Consider the following 16,957-nt stretch of genomic DNA (forward strand, 5'->3'; position numbering starts at 1 on the left):
CAAAGAAAAAGGCCGGGCGCGAAAGCGGCCCGGCCAAGAAATGAAGGTCATAACCTTCAGAGGGGAACATCGCCCGGCGCAATGGGAGGAAAACACCGAGCGATGGCCTCTATTTGGGGCGGTTGCGGTATATTTTCCACGAACTGAATTCCAAAAACTGGCCGAAAGGCGAAAAAATATCGCGCGGGCAGCGGCAAAGCTCAGCCGGCCGCCGCTGCCTTTTCCAGAAGATCGGCATAGTGCTGCCGGGCCACGTCGGGATGCGACCTCAGACGGCTCTTCAGCACATTGGTTCCGACGTTGCGGAAGAGCGGGTTGTCGGGATCGCTGGCCGGCCCGCGCGCCTCAGCCGCCAGTTCCTGCGGAAGGTCGAGCAGCGGAATGGTCGCGTCGAGCCGGGCGCTGAAGAAGAACGGCACCGAAATCCGCTCGACGCCTGGCGGCGGTGTGACGACGCGGTGCACGGTTGCTCTCAGATACCCGTTCGAGGCGAGTTCGAGCAGCTCGCCGATGTTGACCACGAGCGTTTGCGGAATCGGATCCACATTCACCCAGTTGCCATCATATTCGACCTGCAGCCCCTTGTTCTCGTCCTGCAGCAGAAGGGTGAGGAAACCGCCATCCTTATGCGCGCCGACGCCCTGGTCGTCACCGGTGGCGTCGCGGCCTGGATAGCGCACGATCTTCATGCGGTGGTTGGGCTCGCCGCGATAGATCGGGTCGAAGGCGTCCTCCGGCTGATCGAGTGACAGCGCGAAGGCCTTGAGCAGCCGTATGGCTACCTCCGTCGCCTTGGTCTGCCAGGCAAGCAGCGCCGGCTTCAGTTCGGGCAACGCAGCCGGCCACTGGTTCGGCCCTTGCAGCCGCGTCCAGGCCGGCACGCTCGGCCCTTGCGAAATGGTCGCGCGCTCGACGCCGATGTCGAGCTGCTCGCGCCAGTCGGCCTTGCCCCTGGTCAGCTCGCCGCCGGCGCGCGTGTAGCCGCGAAACTGCGGCGACTTCACCATCTCGATGGCGAGCTTGTCGGCCTCCGATAAGGCAAAGAAGCGCCGTGCGGCATCGAGCACCGCGTTGATGTCCGGCTGCGTTATGCCGTGGCCGCTGAGATAGAAGAAGCCGACATCGCGAGCAGCGGTGCGCAGATCAAACAAGAAGGTCCGCAGTTCCGACTCGCCCTGCTCCAGTCGGTCGAGATCGAGCACCGGGATTATTCTGGCCATGGACAGCTTCCTCTTGGCGGCAACCGATTGTTTTTCGCAAGTCCGGACGGAAAACCGCTGCGCCCTTTTCCTGGAATTGCTCTGGCGACCCCGCCGCACGATGACATGCGCGTCATTGCAGGTGAAGAAACGCGCCAACCAATCTCGTTGCAAACGGAGCAAGCCGCCGCTCAATTTCCGGGTTTTCGCGGCAAATTGCGTTCATTCGACTTCCGCTTCTCGCGTTTCGCCTATCCGCGATGATCCAGCCACGCGACCAGCCGGTCACACCACTGGATGCCGCAGACCAGCACGATCAGCACCATCACCGCCGCAATGACGCCGGTCTCGCGTCGGGGCGCGTTATTGCACGGTTCGTGGAATGGATCGTCAGAACGTCTCGACCCAGGGCCTCATCTCGACCTCGAAGCTCCAGGCGCTGCGATGCTGGCGGTGGACTGCGAGATAGGTCTCGGCGATCGCGTCCGGCGAGAGGCGGCGATCCGGCCGGTCTGGCTCGGCCGCCTGCCCGGGCGGCTCGATCTGGCCGTCGATGATGAAATGCGCGACATGGATGTTCTTCGGACCTAGCTCGCGCGCCATCGACTGCGCCAGCCCGCGCAGCCCGAATTTCGGCATGGCGAAGCCGGCCGAGCCGGAGAAGCCCTTGAGACTCGCGGTGGCGCCGGTGAACAGGATCGAGCCGGAGCCGCGCGCAACAAGCCGGCGCGCCGCCTGCTGGCCGACGAGGAAGCCGCCATAGGCGCCGACGAGCAGGGCCTGCTTGACCGCCTCCGGATCGAGCTCGGCGATCGGGCCGCGCGTGCGGCCGCTGGCGTTGAAGACGGCAATTTCGAGGGAGCCGGCCTTGTCGGCCGCCTCGAACAGCCGCGCGACGGAGGCGGCATCCGACACGTCCGTCTCCACCGCCCGCGCACCCGTCTCCTGAACCAGCGCGGAGAGCTTGTCGACATTGCGGGCGGCCAGCACGACGTGAAAACCTTGCTTGCCGAGGAGCCGCGCCAGCGAAGCGCTGAGGCCAGCTCCAGCGCCTGCGATCACTGCGACATTGGCGGCCATGTCGTTCCTCCTGCGAGTACGCGTTGTTCAAGTTGAGGTCAATAATCGCACAAGCTCGCTCCTTCGGCGGCAAGAGGCAAGGACCAGGTTGCTCCGTTTTGGCAGTTCGACGCAAAGGCGGTGCGCGGTGAGAAGTCCCGGCGCAGCCGAAAGACTTGCCTGTCGCGGCGATCCGTCCGACACGTGGTTCAGCGGCGATTCGAGGAACGACCATGGAACCAATCTGGGCCGTCGGCCTGATGACCGGTACGGTGCTTGACGGCAATATCGACGTGGCGCTGATTAAAACCGACGGCGAGCGCATCGCCGACGCCGGTACATACACATTGGCCCCCTACCCGCAATCGATCCGCGCCCTGCTCGAAGAAACGCTGCGCCAAGCACGCGTCTGGAATTTCGAGGGGCCGGAGCCGGCGATTTTTCGCGAGGCGGAGGAGGCGCTGACGCGCGCGCAGTCGGCGGCGGTCAGGGATTTGGTCGAAAGCCAGGGCATGACGATGGCCGATATCGGCGTCGTCGGCTTCCACGGCCAGACGGTGCTGCATCGCGCCCCGCAGCCGCGACGGATCGGCCGCACGCGCCAGCTCGGCGACGGCGAGCTGATGGCCGCCCTGCTTGGCACCAAAGTCGCCTATGACTTCCGCACGGCCGATGTGGCGGCCGGCGGACAAGGCGCGCCGCTCGCTGCCGCGTATCATGCGGCGCTGCTCAAAGAGGCCGACGCCAGCGGCGACACCGCGGTGCTCAATCTGGGCGGCGTCGGCAACATCACCTGGTGGGACGGCAAAGACAACATCGTCGCCTTCGACACCGGGCCGGCCAATGCGCCGGTCAATGATTTCATCAAGGCGAAGGGCCTCGGCGAGATGGATCGCGACGGCAGACTGGCTGCCGCGGGTACGGTCGACGAGGCAAGGCTAGAGCGGCTGCTGCAGCATCCGTATCTGACGAAGCCTTACCCAAAATCGCTTGATCGCTTCGACTTCACCGCGGCCATGGCCGACGGGCTCGGCGCGGAGGACGGCGCGGCGACGCTGACGGCTTTCACCGTCTCGGCGGTCGGCAAGGCGCTCGATCTGTTGCCGCGCCGGCCAAGACGACTGGCGGTCAGCGGCGGCGGCCGCCGCAACCCGACCATGATGGCGATGCTCGGCCAGCGCGCCGGCGTCGAAGTGGTGCAAGCCGAGACGCTCGGCTGGAAGGGCGACGCGGTCGAAGCGGAATGCTTCGCGTTCCTCGCGGTGCGCGTGCTGCGCGGCCTGCCGATCAGCTTTCCGAGCACCACCGGGGTGCCGCAGCCGATGCGCGGCGGAAAGCTCGCGGGTTAAGACAACTTCTTCTGCAGGAAGATGCGGCTGCGACCGACCGGAAAATCGGCGAGCGTGCCGAACGGCTGGTAGCCCTGGCGCTGATAGACCTTGGCTGCGGTCGGATTGAAAGTGTCGATCCACGCGGCCTGGCAGCCGCGCGCCAGCGCTTCCCGTTCGGCTGCGTCCAGCATGCTCGCGGCGATGTGCCGGCCACGCCAGGTTTCGTCGACCCAGAGCCATTGCACATAGAGCCAGCCCCAGGCGGTGTAACCGGAGATGCCGGCGACGATCGCGCCGGCGTCGTCGCGAACGAAGACGGCGAGCGTCTTCCGGCCCGAGGCACCGACATCGCTGTCGTTGAAGGCGGTCAAGCCCTCGCCGACACGGGCGAGATCCTGCGGCAAGGGCTCGGCGGTGATCTCGAGCGTCATCTTCACGGTGGCTCCGGTGCGGTTCGGAAGCCAGCCTTAGCCAAGGAGCGAAGCGACACGCAAGCCTATTGCCGGGCAGAGCGCCACGCTGCGGCCGATGCCGCCACCAGCATCAGCAAGGCGGCGACCAGGGCGCAGTTGGCGAAGCCGAGGGCGGTGTAGAGCGGGCCGAAACCGGCGGTGCCGACGGTTACGGCGAAATAGGTGACTGCGCTGTTCAGGCCCATGATCGTGCCGCGCCGCGCGGCGTCGAGCGCGGTGAGCCGCATCACCAGAACGTTCAGCCCGAAATGGTTGGCAAGGCCCCAGACGGCGATCGTCGCCATCAGCAGGCCGAAGGTGCCGCTGGCCGAGGCGATCGCCACATAGACGGCGGCGACCAGCAGATAGGCGAAGGGCATGACACGGCGGGCGCCGAGACGGTCGATGACGCCGTCAAGCAGCGCCGCCGCGCCGAAGCCGAGCCCGTAAGCGATCGCCGCCAGCCCGTTGGCGCTGACCGGCTCGCCGAGACCTTCATGGAGATGATCGCCGAGATAGCCGTAGACGCCATAGAAGGCGGTCATGAAGGCGCCGCAGGCGATCAGCAGCGGCAGGATTCCGGGCACAGCCAGCGCGCCGAGCGGCGACGGTGCCGGACCGCTTTTCCTGGTGTCGCGCAGCGAGCTGACCGACAGGCCGGCGACGGCGGCTCCGGCGAGAAGCGCGACAGCGGCGAAGACGGCCCGCCAATGGATCAGATCGGCAAGCACCGCCGACAGCGACACTCCGGCGACCATGGACAGCGTCCAGCCGGTCAGCACGACGCCGATCGTTCCGCTCTCGCGGCCGGGCGGCGCGATCGCTGCGGAGCTGGCGTAGATCGCCGGCATGGCGACGCCAGCAGCGATGCCGGCAACGAGCTGGGCCGCGACCAGCGCCGCCACCGTCGGCGCGAGCGCGCTGCCCACCAGCGCCAGCGCAAGCAACAGCAATGCGCCCTGCAGCATGCGGCGGGCGCCGATCCGGTCGATATAGCGGGCAAGAAAAAGCGCGCTGGCCGAGGTGCCGAGGCCGAAGGCAGCGGCGGCCGTCATCACCGCCGGCACGCTTGCCGCGAAGGATGCCGCGACGGCGGGCGCTATCGGCCCGAGAACCAGTGAGTTGGAGCCGATGACGGCGATGCAGCCGGTGAGCAGGTAGGCTGCGGCCGGGATCGGTGCACGGGACGCCGCAGTCAGAATCGCTGATTGATCACTGTTCGACATATCTCCATAATCGCCGAATTCAATTCAGCATCAATGGAGAAATTCCAAATGGACTCAGAAACAGATGACGTTCAGCGGAACAAGCAGCCAACCCGTGAGGTCGACCCGATCGACCGAAAAATATTAGGCGTTCTGGTCGACAATGCGACCATCAGTTATGCCGAGCTCGGCGATCGTGTCGGCCTGTCGCCGCCGGCGGCGCATGAGCGGGTGAAGCGGCTCAGGCGCAGCGGCGCCATCCGCGCCACCTCGGCGATCATCGATCCGAAGGCCGTGAAGAAGCCGCTGCTCGCCTTCGTGCACATCGATACCAGGGGCTGGGGCAAGACGCCGGAATTGATGGCGATCTCGGAATGCCCGGAAGTGGAAGAGATTCATTCGGTCGCCGGCGACACCTGCATGCTGCTCAAGGTGCGCACCGAGGACACAAGGGCGCTGGAAGGCCTGCTGTCCCGTATCTACGAGACGCCGGGCGTGGTCTCGACGCGCAGCTATGTGGTGCTTTCGACCTATCTCGAACGGCCGGTGCAGCCAGAGATCACGGCCGAATGGCCGGCACCCAAACATATAGCGACGCCTGTGTACTAATTAGCCGGCTTACGGGGTCGTCGCGCTGCGATAGATATCGAGGACGCGCGTGACGCTGGCAATCAGAAGCTCATGCGCGGTCGGCGTGATCCGACCGGCGCCGACCTCGGCATCGAGATGGCCGAGATACTGGCTGATCAGGGGGCGTGGAATCTCGCGATCGCCGAGCGCCGCCAGCAGCGCTTCGGTCGCATGCTGCGCATCGGGTGATGGCCAGTAGTAGCGGATGCGGTCGCTGAAGGAGAAATGCCGCTGCAGGCGCTGCTCGCCAGGCGTTCCCAGATAATATTTCTGCCAATTGCCGGGCGAGGCCAGCATGATGCGTTCCATCGCGGCCGGCAAACTTTCGCGCGAGGGATCGGGCGCGAGCGCGTCGGCGATGTGGCTCAGGCCATAGAGCGCCTCGCGCAATGCGAAGGTGAGCCAGGGGCCGACCTTGAGGATGGCGAAGCCGTCGCGCACGAGCGCGGCCAAAGCTTCCGCGGGCTGATAGTCGGTCGAATGCGCCTCGAAGACGAATTGCGGCTGGCTTTCCAGGGCCGCGACCAGCTTCGTCGCCCTCTCGGGCGCATAGGCGATGATGTTGGCATTGCCGAATTCGACGCCGGGCTGAACGACGACGCCGACAGCCCGGGCAAAAGCGGCATCGAGGCCGAGACGGCAGAAGGCCTGGCGATGGAGCTCGACCGTGCGGAGCGCATCGGCCGGCTCGGTCACATGCATATGGTCGAGCGCTTCCATCGCGCCGCCCGGAACCGGCACTTCGGTGCCGATGATGTAGACGGGTTTTTCACCGCCCGAGCGGGCGACCGCCGCCTCGGCAACCGCCGCAAGCTCGGCCGCGCGCGCGGCAATCGTCTCATCGGTGAGTGCCACGGAATCGTCGGCACAAGCCATGCTGGTGTCGAGATGCAGCTTGGTGAAGCCGGCCGAGGCATAGGCGTCGATCATCGCCGCCGCCTTGTTCATCGCTTCCGCCGCGGGCAGATGCTTCCACGGATTCGGGCCGAGGTGATCGCCGCCGAGGATCAGCCGGTCGAACGGAAAGCCGGTCCTGCCTGCTTGCGTCTCGACGAAGGCTCGAAAGGCGGCCGGGGTCATGCCGGTATAGCCGCCCTCGTGATTGACCTGGTTGCAGGTCGCCTCGATCAGCACATCGGCGCCATTCCTCGCGCCGTGGCGGAGCGTCGCTTCGATCACCAGCGGGTGCGCCGAACAGATCGAGGCGATGCCGCCCTTCGCGCCTGCCGCGCGGCGAGCGGCGATGCCAGCAAATCTTGCCGTGGCGCCGGTCATGCGCGTGCGGTCGCTTTTGCGATGAAGGCCTCGACGTCGGCGAGCCGGTGAATGCCTTCCATCGGCCCCTTGCGGGTAACGGCGAGCGCGCCGCAGGCATTGGCGATGCGCAGTGCATCGGCGGGCGAGGCACCGCGCAGCCAGAAGGAAACGAAGGCGGCGCCGAAGCAATCGCCGGCGCCGGTCGGATCGACTTCCTCGACCACAAAGCCGGGCATGGCGAGCGTGCCCTTGCGGTCGTGATAAGTGGCGCCATCGGCGCCTTTCTTCAGCACGATGCATGAGATGCCTCGCCCCAGCAATTCGCGGACCGCGGCCTGTTCGTCGCTGGCGGACGAGAAAAGGAACATTTCGTTGCCGCTCGGCAGGAAGACATCTGTCTGCGCGAGCACATGATCGAGCGCCTGACGCGTGCCGGACGCCTGCATGATCTCGCGACGGATGTTCGGATCGAAGGACACCGTGCCGCTCTTGGCCTTCACGGCCGCGATCGCGGCGAGTGCGACGTCGGTGGCGCGATCGGAAAAAAGCGAAGAGCCCATGACATGGACATGATCGGCTCCGGCCAAGAGCCGCTTGGCGGCATCGTCCATTTCCAAAAGGCCGGCGGCGCTGTTCCGGATATTGAAAACAAAATGCCTGGATGCATCGGTCCGGTAGGCGACGAAGGCGGTGCCGGTTGCATGGCCTTCACGGACGGCGATTGCCGAAACGTCGGCGCCGAGCGCGCTGAGCCGGTCGATGTTCAACTGGCCGAAATCGTCCCCCCCGACGGCGCCGATGAGACCCGCAGGCTGGCCGAGCGCCGCCGCTTGGCCGATGAAGATCGCCGGAGCGCCGGACGGAAAGGGGCCGACCAGCGGGCCGGGCTGGAGAAAGCTCTGGCCGACTGATTCCGCCATGATCTCGACGAGGATCTCGCCGGCTGAGACCAGCTTCTTCATCACGTCCTCCCGGCATTCGCCGCGCATGGCGCGGGGCTTGGAAATTGAATACGGCTCCCTCTTTTTCACGTCAATTAATAAATTTACGCATGGAATAATTTATCCGGACGCGTTGAAACTTGCGGCACATCCTGTAAAGTTTCAACTTGCAGGCCCACGCCGATGCGCCGTATGAGCGCCGGAGCAGCGCATGGGAGCGACCTTCCATGCCGCGAGGGTTTGGATGCCGATGACTCACAAGACGATGGAGGAGTTCGCCCGTTCCTGCGGCGTCTCCAGGCCGACCTTGTCGAAATTCTTCGACGATCCGACCAGCGTCAAGCCGGCGACGCGAAAACGCATCGAGGATGCGCTGCGCTCGTCCGACTATCAGCCCAATCTGTTCGCGCGAAACCTCAACCGCAAGCGCACCCGCAGCATCGGCATCGTCGTGCCGACGGTGACCGACCCGTTCTATTCCGAGATGGTCAGCCGCATCGAACTCAGGCTGCGCGACGAAGGCTACTGGCCGATCGTCATTTCCTCGCATGGATCGAGCGAACTGGAAGCCGAGGCGACGCGGACGATCCTGTCGTTGAAGGTCTCCGGCGCGCTGATCGCACCACTCGGCCGGCGCTCGGACCAGCGGGCGATCGAGAAGCTGACGCAGGCGATCCCGATTGTCTATTTCGACACCTATCTCGAAGGCGGCACGCCTTTCGTCGGCAACAACAATGTGCAGAGCATGTCGACCATCGTCGACTATCTCTGCCGCTCGGGCGACGCCCCGGTCTATTTCGATATTCCGCACGTCAATCATAATTCGCGCGAGAGGGTGGAGAGTTACATCGATGCCATGAAGCGCCTCGGGCAGGAGCCGCTCGTCTTCGGCAATACCGACGACTACACATGGGAGTTCGAACGCATCGGCTACGAACAGACGGAAAAGCTGCTCGGCAATGGCGGCCTGCCGGGCAAGACCATATTGTGCGCCAACGATCGTCTCGCCTTCGGCGTGATGGCGGCCGCCTTCTCGAAAGGGCTGAAGGTGGGCCGCAAGGCGGATTGCGACCTGCGGGTGGCTGCGCATGACGACCATCCGCTCAGCCGCTACACTTGCCCGGCGCTCACCACCATGGCGCAGGATTTCGCGGCGATGGCCGGAAGCAGCGTCGAGACGCTGCTTACCCTGCTCGACGAGGACGGCGCGCCCGTCGCGCCGAAGGTCAATCTCGACGCGACGCTGGTGATGCGCCAGTCGGCCTAGGGACACCGAACTCCCGCTGGGCGATCACGGCGCCTCAGGCAAGCAGGCTCGCCGCCTCGTCTTCGCCGAGCAGCGGCGGCTGGTCGACCGAGCCGACGACGGCGACGGAGTTCCGGCTCTCGCCGGAGGCGAGGATCGCTTCCATGATCTCGAGCACGTGCAGCGCCAGTTCGCCGGACGCGCGGGGTCTGCGCCCTTCCGACAGCGACCGCGCCAGGTCGGCGACGCCGAGCATGCGATAGTTGGCGCGGTCCGGTGCAGCATAGGGCCAGTTGCGCGCGCCGTAGAGCTCGCCTTCGCTCTCGAAATCCTTCCAATCGGCGCCGTGCGCCGATAGCGAGACCGTGCCGCCAAACGTGTCGGGATCGGGTAGCCTGAGCGAGCCTTCCGTCCCGTGCAGCTCGATCGGATGGTTGGAATGCTTGAAGACGTCCCAAGAGGCGCCGAAGGTGACGGTGGCGCCGCAGTGGAATTCGAGCAGCGACAGGATGTTGGTCGGCGTGCCTACCCTGAAGCTGGTGTTTTTGTAAGGGCCTTCGGCGGTGATCAGGCGCTCGTCCTGACCGCGCGTCGTCATCGCCATGACGCGGGCGACCGGGCCGAGCAGGTTGACCAGCATTGTCAGGTAGTATGGCCCCATGTCGAACACCGGACCGCCGCCCGGCTGATAGTAGAATTGCGGATTGGGATGCCAATGCTCCATGCCGCGCCCCATCATGAAGGCGGTGCCGGTCACGGCGCGGCCGATCGCGCCCTCGTCCATTAGGCGGCGGGCACGCCGTCCGGCTGCGCCGAGGAAGGTGTCTGGAGCCGAGCCCAGCAGCAGATCGCGCTTCGCCGCCTCCGCGACCAGCCGGCGGCCCTCGCCGGCCGAGGTCGCCAGAGGCTTTTCCGTGAAGACGTGCTTGCCCGCGGAAAGCGCCGAATGGGTGATGTCGAAATGCGCCGACGGAACGGTGAGGTTGAGGACGAGATCGACCTCGGGATCGGCCAGCAGCGAATCGACCGGCAGCGCGCGGATACCGTATTCCCTGGCCCGTAGCGCGGCCATGTCGGCGGAAACATCGGCGCAGGCGCGCAGTTCCACGCCGGCGAAAAGTGCTGCGTTGCGCAGATAGGTCATCGATATGTTGCCGCAACCGATAACGCCGATACCGAGCTTCGCTCCTGATTTTGCTTGCATTTTCCTTCCGACCTCCCATGCGGCACCGCCGCAGACAACCCGCTGCAACGGCGGCGGACCATGTTCGTGACTCGCTATAGCGCATTTTAAATCTTGACGCGCGTAAAATTTTTATAGAGCATGTGAAAATGCTGGCTCGACATCGGAGGCCGCCAGCTCAAAACGATTGAGGAATTTTGCACTCATGAGCCTAGGAACCAAGGTGCGCCTTGCGCGCCTCTTCTCGCATCCGTCCGGGAAGCTTTTTGGCGGCGCGGTCGACCACTTTGTCGGCTATGGCGACGTGCGCAAAGGCGGGCTTGCCGATCTGCCCGGTGCGCTCGCGCGCGTCATGATGGGCAAACCCGACTACGTCAGCATCCAGCCCGGCACCGCGCGCCATCTGTGGCCGCAATATGCGGGCAAAGCGTCTCTGGTGATCCAGGCGGGCTGCTTCACCCCAGACGATCGCATCAGCGAGCTGATTGCAACGCCGGAGGATGCGGTGCGCGCCGGGGCCGATGCGTTGGCCGTTGCCATTCCGGTGCGCGGCGCGACCGAGGGTAAGTACATACGCTGGCTGACCGACTCGGTGAATGCGGCGGCACGCTACGGCATGCCGGTGGTGGCGCATATCTACCCGCGCGATTTCACCGACGGAGCAAAAATCGTCTTCACCCCCGACGAGATCGCCTATGCGGCGCGCATCGGCTACGAGTCCGGCGTCGACGTGATCAAGATAGGCTACACGGGCGATTTCGAGTCGTTCCGAGAGACCGTCCGGACCTGCCCGGTGCCGGTTGTGATCGCGGGTGGTCCGAAGACCGAGACGCTGCTCGGCGCCCTTCAGCAGACGGCGGACGCCATACGTGCCGGCGCGCGCGGTGCCGTGGTCGGTCGCAATCTCTGGGGGCACGGCGATCCGGAGAAGGCGGCACTTGCCTTTCGGAGCGTCATCCATGACGGCCTTTCGGCAGAAGACGCCCTGGCGAAGGCGGGTGCCTGAACGATGCCCACCGTCCCTTCAATCCTCGGCTTCGGCGCTATTGCGATCGACGACATCGTCTATGTCGATCAGCCGTTGTCGGCGGGCAAGGGGAAGGTTCTGCAAACTGCCCGAACTTTCGGCGGCAATGTCGCGACGGCCCTTGCCGCCGTCGCGCGACTCGGCGGAACCGCCGGGTTCGTCGGATGGCTGGCCAGCGCCGCTGACGACGCCGTGCTGTGCGATCTCGTTGCGAGCGGAGTTGAAACCGCATTCGCGCCGCGCCACCCGCACGCACGCCCGGTGCGCTCGCGGATCACCGTCGGATCGGATGGCGAGCGGTTCATCGCGTATGACGACGAAGCGATGCTGGGCACCGCACCAGAATTTCCGGACGAGGTCCTCAGCCGCGCGACCGTCCTGATCGTCGATAGTTACGCGATCCGGTCGATGGATGTCGTGGCTCGGGCTCGCGATCTCGGCCTTGCAATCCTCGGCGATATCGAATGGAGCAGCGGCCCAGCCACCGAGAGGCTGACCGGGCTCTGCGACCATCTCATTCTTCCTCTCGGCTTCGCGCGGGCTGCCACGGGCGGCCGATCGCCCGCCGAGATGCTCGACGCATTGTGGTTGCCGTCGCGGTCCAGCGTGGTTCTGACTGATGGCGGCAGGGGCGTCTATTATCGCGGACGCGACGAGGCAGGGCTTTGGCACCTGCCTCCGCACCGGGTTGCCGTTGTTGACTCGACCGGCGCCGGTGACTGCTTTCACGGTGCCTATGCCCATGCATTGACGCGCGGAGCCGACACCGCAGGCCGGGTCGCATTCGCAGCCGCGGCCGCGGCCCTGTCGATAACGGGGCGTGGCGGACGCGAGGCGCTGCCGACCGAGGGCCAGGTCACGGAACTCCTCGCATCGGCGAACGCCCCGTCGGCAGTCCAACTGAAATCGCAGCCCGATACCGGAACATAGTTGAAACTATCCGAGGAACATTCGCAGGCGAACATAGGCCGATAATAATCATAATAACGAGCGGCTTAGCCTTGTGGAGGGAGGAAGATGGCAGAAGTCATTCTTGAGAATATCTGCAAGACCTATGGGAACAACTTTCACGCAATCGACCAATTGAACCTGTCGGTCGAGGATGGCGAATTCTTGATTCTCGTCGGGCCGTCCGGCTGCGGCAAATCCACCGCGCTGCGAATGATCGCGGGGCTGGAGGACGTGACAAGCGGCAGCCTTCGGATCGGCGGAGTCGACGTCGTCGACATGCCGCCCAAGGACCGCGACATCGCGATGGTCTTCCAGAGCTACGCGCTCTACCCGCATATGACGGTGTTCGAAAACATCGCCTTTTCGATGCGGCTGGCAGGCAAGACGAAGGCCGAGCGCAAGAAGCGGGTGGACGAGATTGCCAAAACCCTTCAGCTGACATCTCTGCTCGACAGCAAACCCGCGAACCTTTCAGGCGGACAGCGTCAACGGGTTGCCATGGGCCGTGCCATGGTGCGCGAGCCGGCCGCCTTCCTCATGGACGAACCCCTTTCCAATCTGGACGCGAAGCTGCGTGTTCAAATGCGCGCCGAAATCACCAGCCTGCAAAAGCAACTCGGCGTCACGACCATATACGTGACCCACGACCAAACCGAGGCGATGACGATGGGGGACAGGGTCGCGGTGTTGAAAGGCGGCGTGCTGCAGCAGGTCGATACTCCCAAGAGACTCTATGAATCGCCGGTAAACGCCTTCGTTGCCGGCTTCATCGGTTCTCCTTCGATGAACCTGTTCGAGGCGACGCTGACGGGCGACGAACTGATGTCCGGCACCTTCGCCATCCGGCTGCAGGATGCAGCCTTCGTGCGCAGGCCGTCCTTGAGGACGTATGCGGGGCGCAAGGTCGTGTTCGGGATCCGACCGGAGGATCTCTATGACAGCAGTCTCGAATCCGGCCGCAGATATCAGACGATCCCGGCAAAGGTGACCTCGATCGAAGAACTCGGGTCCGAACACATCGTTCATCTCAGCATCGATGCGGTGCGGGTGGACTCCGGCGATCCGGACGCGGTGCAGGATTTCGGCATGACCTCGAACGCGGTGGCGAAATTCGAACCGGTCAGCACAGTCCGCCCCGGCTCGGAGATCCGCTTAGCCGTGGACGACGCCAAGCTCCATTTCTTCGATCCCGAGACGCATCTGGCGATCTGAAGATTTGCTGCAGAGCCCGCAGGCGCGCCTGCGAAAGTACTCGTAAGAAGACTTCTGAATGAAGCAGACGATCGTCCGCATTGTGCGGTCGATCTTAAGAAGGAGGAGAAAATGACGTTTCGGATAAAACCCGCGATGCTGAAAATGGCCGCGGCGGCATGGTTGCTCGGCGCAACCAGCGCCATGGCGGACACGACGCTGGAATTCACGCAGTGGTGGGAGCCAGAGCTGCCCGCAGGCTCCTTGCGCAAAATCATGGACGAGTTCGAGGCTGCAAACCCCGGGATCAAGGTCACGCTGGTCAGCGGCCCCTATGCGACCACGCGAGACCAGATCTCGGTCGGTGCTGCGACCGGAACGCTTAGCGACGTTGTCGGTCTCGATGGCGCTTGGGTGAACAATCTGAACGCACAAAATGCGCTGGCCGACATGAACCCGATGATGGATGCGAGCGGCTTCGACAAGAGCCAGGTCGCGGACATCATCAAGGTGGACGGCAAAGCGGTGATGTTTCCCGTGGCTTCGTTCGTCTATCCGGTCTTCGTCAATATGGACCTCGCCGCCAAGGCAGGTGTGAGCAAGCTGCCGTCGACCCGCGCGGAGTTTCTCGAAGCCGCCAAGAAGATGACCCATGCCGACAAGAACCAGTATGGCTGGGTGCTGCCCCTGTCGCTGCAAACACCGTCCGGCGTTCAGAACGACATGATGTCGTGGGTTTGGGCTTCGGGCCAGTCGATGATGGCGAATGGCAAGCCCGACCTCGAGGGCAAACCGGTGGTGGATATGCTCAGCTTCGTGAAATCGCTCAACGACGCCGGCACCATCTCGCCCGGCATCGCCACCAAGACGGAACAGGAGAAGGTCGAGGAATTCGTCAACGACCGGGTCGGGATGATGATCGACTCGCTCGCGCATGTGAACCTCATCCGCAAACGCAATCCCAAGCTGAACTTCGACCTCATCCCGGTCCCGGTCGTGGAGAACTACAACGGCAAGCGCGGCCTTCCCTATGCCTCCTGGGGCATCGGTATCTCTGCCGGCTCGAAGCACCAGGAGGAGGCTTGGAAGCTCGTCCAATATCTGATGAGTGAAAAGGTGAACGCCAAGCTCGTGTCGCTTGCAAACGCCTTCCCGGGCAACGTCAACGCCAAGCCCGATTTCGTGACGTCCGACAAGGCATTCGCAAAGGCTTTCGAAATCTTCAAGACCGGTTATCTCGCCAACGAGTTCACGGGTCTGCCGGTGGCGGAAGACCTGATGACCCAGTTCGACGTGGAAGCCCAGAAGATGCTTGCCGGCGAGCAGTCTCCGGAACAAGCCGCAGCCAACGCTCAAAAGGGCTGGATGGCGAAATTCTGATCGGCCTGTTCCCCGTTCACTTTCTCGACCGGGTGGCCTGACTTCGGGCAGGCCACCCGGCCACAACGGATCGGTGGACCCGTGTTCCGAAGCTCACCTTCTCTTGAAGGCGTATTTCAAGGTTGGCACATGACCCCGCAGAAGCGCTCCCATCACAGACTGAAACGAGCGGTCGCACCCTATCTCTATCTGTCGCCCTCGCTCCTCATAATCGGTCTTCTGATGCTGCTGCCGATGGTGACGGTGATTGCCTATTCGTTCCAGAACAGCGCGGTGCTGCGCCGTGACCCATCCTTTGCCGGACTGAAACACTACCAGGCGATCTTCGCAGATCCGGTGTTCTGGGCTTCGCTGTGGCACACGCTCTACTTCACTTGCATGAGCGTGGTTTTCCACATGACCATCGGCATGGTCTTCGCACTTATGCTGAACAGCGACCGCATCAATCCGATGCTGCGCAATATTCTGCGCGTGCTCTACATACTGCCTTGGCTGTTCACCGCGGTGATTATCGCCGTGATCTGGCGCCTGCTGCTCGAGCCGAACGGGGTCGTGAACAGCATTCTCATGCAGATGGGCATCATCGGTTCCAAGGTCGAGTGGTTTTCCTCGCCCGAGACCGCGCTGCACGCCGTCACCTTCGCCAATATCTGGGCGGGGTACCCGCTTTTCATGGTCAGCCTGCTCGCAGGGCTGCAGGGCATTCCCAAGGATTTCTACGAGGCCGCCGATATCGACGGAGCCAAGGCCTACCAGAAGCTGATCTTCATCACCATCCCGCAGTTGATGCCGATCATCATCAGCATCTCGCTGCTCGACTTCATCTGGACCATGCAGGTCTTCCCATTGATCTGGATAACGACGGGCGGTGGTCCGATCTACTCGACCGAGGTCCTCAGCACCTACACCTATAAGCTGGCGTTTTCGAGCTACAACCTGTCTCAGGCGTCGGCGAGCGCTGTGGTCATCCTGCTGATCTCGCTTGGCCTGACGCTGTTCTACATCCGTTATCAAAAGGCTCGGTAGTCACCATGAGGAAAAGGCACACGCCGAAAGACAGGCTGATCACCGTCGCGCTCCATGTAGCGCTTGTCGCGGGGCTCTTTTTCGCGGCCTTCCCGATCTACTGGATGCTCAGCAGCTCGTTCAAGTCGAATACCGAAATCTTTGCCCTGCCACCAACCATCCTGCCGAAGGCCTTCACGCTGGAAGCGTACGCAGCCATCGTTGGCGACCCGGTAAAGCTGCGCTTCTTCTTCAACAGCTACTTCGTGGCGGCAGCGGTGACCGTGCTGACGGTGCTGATCGCCTTGCTGGCGGCCTACGGGTTCAGCCGCTTCAACTTTCGCGGCAAGGGCAGCCTGAACACACTCATCATCAGCACGCAGACGATTCCGCCGATCACGCTTCTCATCCCCTTCTTCGGGCTTGTCGTCTCGTATCGCATCTTCGACACCTATATCGCGCTGATCCTGACTTACCTGGTGTTTACGCTGCCCTACGCGATCCTGCTGATGACGGGATATCTCAACACCTTGCCCCGCGATCTCGATGAAGCGGTGGCTGTCGACGGCGGCACCAGTTGGACAGCGCTTTGGCGGGTGATCGTCCCGATCTCGCTGCCTGGTATCGTGGCGACGTCTGTCTACACCTTCCTGTTATGCTGGAACGAATTTCTCTTTGCGCTGACGCTGACCAAGTCGACGTCCATGCGCACCGTGCCGATCGGCATCCAGCTGTTGATGGGGCAGCACGCCTTCGAATGGAACCAGATGATGGCGATGAGCGTGCTCGGCTCGTTACCGCTTTTGCTCATCTACCTCGTTGCCCAGAGATTCTTCCTCGCAGGCATGACCGCGGGCTCGGTCAAGTAGGACGTCCCTCCCATGAAGACGCAGAGCGACA

At 63.7% G+C, this 16,957-nt stretch carries 17 protein-coding genes and 1 pseudogene; 10 read left to right on the forward strand and 8 right to left on the reverse strand.

From position 1 onward, the window contains the following. Window positions 1–200: 200 nt before the first annotated feature. Window positions 201–1,220, reverse strand: coding sequence for an isopenicillin N synthase family oxygenase (locus CK215_RS07225; protein ID WP_095830614.1), 1,020 nt, complete (start codon window positions 1,218–1,220; stop codon window positions 201–203). A gap of 27 nt (window positions 1,221–1,247) precedes the next feature. On the opposite strand from CK215_RS07225, the gene CK215_RS30655 reads away from it, so the two are divergent. Then, window positions 1,248–1,463, forward strand: a complete 216-nt coding sequence (locus CK215_RS30655; protein ID WP_141245459.1) for a hypothetical protein — start codon at window positions 1,248–1,250, stop codon at window positions 1,461–1,463. Here CK215_RS30655 and CK215_RS31730 read toward each other — a convergent pair. Together CK215_RS31730 and CK215_RS07230 are read right to left on the reverse strand one after the other, a co-directional pair. Beyond that, window positions 1,451–1,555, reverse strand: a pseudogene (locus CK215_RS31730) (ABC transporter permease); the annotation flags it as partial. The gene CK215_RS30655 and the pseudogene CK215_RS31730 sit on opposite strands and share 13 nt — an antisense overlap. Before the next feature lie 34 nt (window positions 1,556–1,589). Further along, on the reverse strand, window positions 1,590–2,279 hold the full coding sequence (locus CK215_RS07230; RefSeq protein ID WP_095830503.1) for an SDR family NAD(P)-dependent oxidoreductase: 690 nt from the start codon (window positions 2,277–2,279) through the stop codon (window positions 1,590–1,592). 212 nt (window positions 2,280–2,491) lie between these two features. On the opposite strand from CK215_RS07230, the gene CK215_RS07235 reads away from it, so the two are divergent. Continuing rightward, complete coding sequence (locus CK215_RS07235; RefSeq protein WP_095830504.1) at window positions 2,492–3,607, forward strand: anhydro-N-acetylmuramic acid kinase; 1,116 nt, start codon at window positions 2,492–2,494, stop codon at window positions 3,605–3,607. On the opposite strand, the gene CK215_RS07240 is transcribed toward CK215_RS07235, so the two are convergent. Next, entirely contained in the window at window positions 3,604–4,026 is a 423-nt protein-coding gene (locus tag CK215_RS07240) for a GNAT family N-acetyltransferase (protein ID WP_066989003.1), read from the reverse strand. The genes CK215_RS07235 and CK215_RS07240 overlap by 4 nt on opposite strands. Window positions 4,027–4,085: 59 nt before the next feature. Continuing rightward, window positions 4,086–5,267, reverse strand: a complete 1,182-nt coding sequence (locus CK215_RS07245) for an MFS transporter (RefSeq protein WP_067327699.1) — start codon at window positions 5,265–5,267, stop codon at window positions 4,086–4,088. A 48-nt stretch (window positions 5,268–5,315) separates the two neighbouring features. Between CK215_RS07245 and CK215_RS07250 the strand changes: the two genes are divergently transcribed. Further along, a complete protein-coding gene (locus CK215_RS07250) occupies window positions 5,316–5,855 on the forward strand; it encodes an Lrp/AsnC family transcriptional regulator (RefSeq protein WP_095830615.1) in 540 nt (179 codons plus the stop codon). A 9-nt stretch (window positions 5,856–5,864) separates the two neighbouring features. Here the strand turns inward: CK215_RS07250 and CK215_RS07255 are convergent, their stop codons facing one another. Continuing rightward, entirely contained in the window at window positions 5,865–7,151 is a 1,287-nt protein-coding gene (locus CK215_RS07255; RefSeq protein ID WP_095830505.1) for a D-tagatose-bisphosphate aldolase, class II, non-catalytic subunit, read from the reverse strand. Then, the gene (locus tag CK215_RS07260; RefSeq protein ID WP_095830616.1) at window positions 7,148–8,095 is read right to left on the reverse strand and encodes a sugar kinase; all 948 of its coding nucleotides are present in this window, start codon (window positions 8,093–8,095) and stop codon (window positions 7,148–7,150) included. Before CK215_RS07260 ends, CK215_RS07255 begins: the two co-directional genes overlap by 4 nt. 223 nt (window positions 8,096–8,318) lie before the next feature. On the opposite strand from CK215_RS07260, the gene CK215_RS07265 reads away from it, so the two are divergent. Next, on the forward strand, window positions 8,319–9,341 hold the full coding sequence (locus CK215_RS07265) for a LacI family DNA-binding transcriptional regulator (RefSeq protein ID WP_095830506.1): 1,023 nt from the start codon (window positions 8,319–8,321) through the stop codon (window positions 9,339–9,341). A 34-nt stretch (window positions 9,342–9,375) separates the two neighbouring features. Here the strand turns inward: CK215_RS07265 and CK215_RS07270 are convergent, their stop codons facing one another. Next, window positions 9,376–10,524 carry a Gfo/Idh/MocA family oxidoreductase gene (locus tag CK215_RS07270; protein WP_095830507.1) on the reverse strand — a complete coding sequence of 383 codons (1,149 nt, stop codon included), beginning with the start codon at window positions 10,522–10,524 and terminating at the stop codon, window positions 9,376–9,378. A gap of 184 nt (window positions 10,525–10,708) precedes the next feature. On the opposite strand from CK215_RS07270, the gene CK215_RS07275 reads away from it, so the two are divergent. The 6 genes from CK215_RS07275 to CK215_RS07300 all read left to right on the forward strand — a co-directional run bounded on the left by CK215_RS07275 (window position 10,709) and on the right by CK215_RS07300 (window position 16,926). Beyond that, window positions 10,709–11,509, forward strand: a complete 801-nt coding sequence (locus CK215_RS07275) for a class I fructose-bisphosphate aldolase (protein WP_095800983.1) — start codon at window positions 10,709–10,711, stop codon at window positions 11,507–11,509. 3 nt (window positions 11,510–11,512) lie between these two features. Continuing rightward, on the forward strand, window positions 11,513–12,460 hold the full coding sequence (locus CK215_RS07280) for a PfkB family carbohydrate kinase (RefSeq protein WP_095830508.1): 948 nt from the start codon (window positions 11,513–11,515) through the stop codon (window positions 12,458–12,460). Between the two features lie 87 nt (window positions 12,461–12,547). Continuing rightward, window positions 12,548–13,693, forward strand: a complete 1,146-nt coding sequence (locus tag CK215_RS07285; RefSeq protein WP_095830509.1) for an ABC transporter ATP-binding protein — start codon at window positions 12,548–12,550, stop codon at window positions 13,691–13,693. Between the two features lie 111 nt (window positions 13,694–13,804). Beyond that, on the forward strand, window positions 13,805–15,052 hold the full coding sequence (locus tag CK215_RS07290; protein ID WP_095830510.1) for a sugar ABC transporter substrate-binding protein: 1,248 nt from the start codon (window positions 13,805–13,807) through the stop codon (window positions 15,050–15,052). A 129-nt stretch (window positions 15,053–15,181) separates the two neighbouring features. Beyond that, complete coding sequence (locus tag CK215_RS07295) at window positions 15,182–16,078, forward strand: sugar ABC transporter permease (protein WP_067327670.1); 897 nt, start codon at window positions 15,182–15,184, stop codon at window positions 16,076–16,078. A gap of 5 nt (window positions 16,079–16,083) precedes the next feature. Then, window positions 16,084–16,926: a carbohydrate ABC transporter permease gene (locus tag CK215_RS07300; RefSeq protein ID WP_095827012.1), complete on the forward strand. Its 843-nt coding sequence runs from the start codon at window positions 16,084–16,086 to the stop codon at window positions 16,924–16,926. The last annotated feature ends 31 nt before the right edge of the window (window positions 16,927–16,957 follow it).

This window comes from Mesorhizobium sp. WSM3864 (genome assembly GCF_002294955.1).
GTDB lineage: Bacteria > Pseudomonadota > Alphaproteobacteria > Rhizobiales > Rhizobiaceae > Mesorhizobium.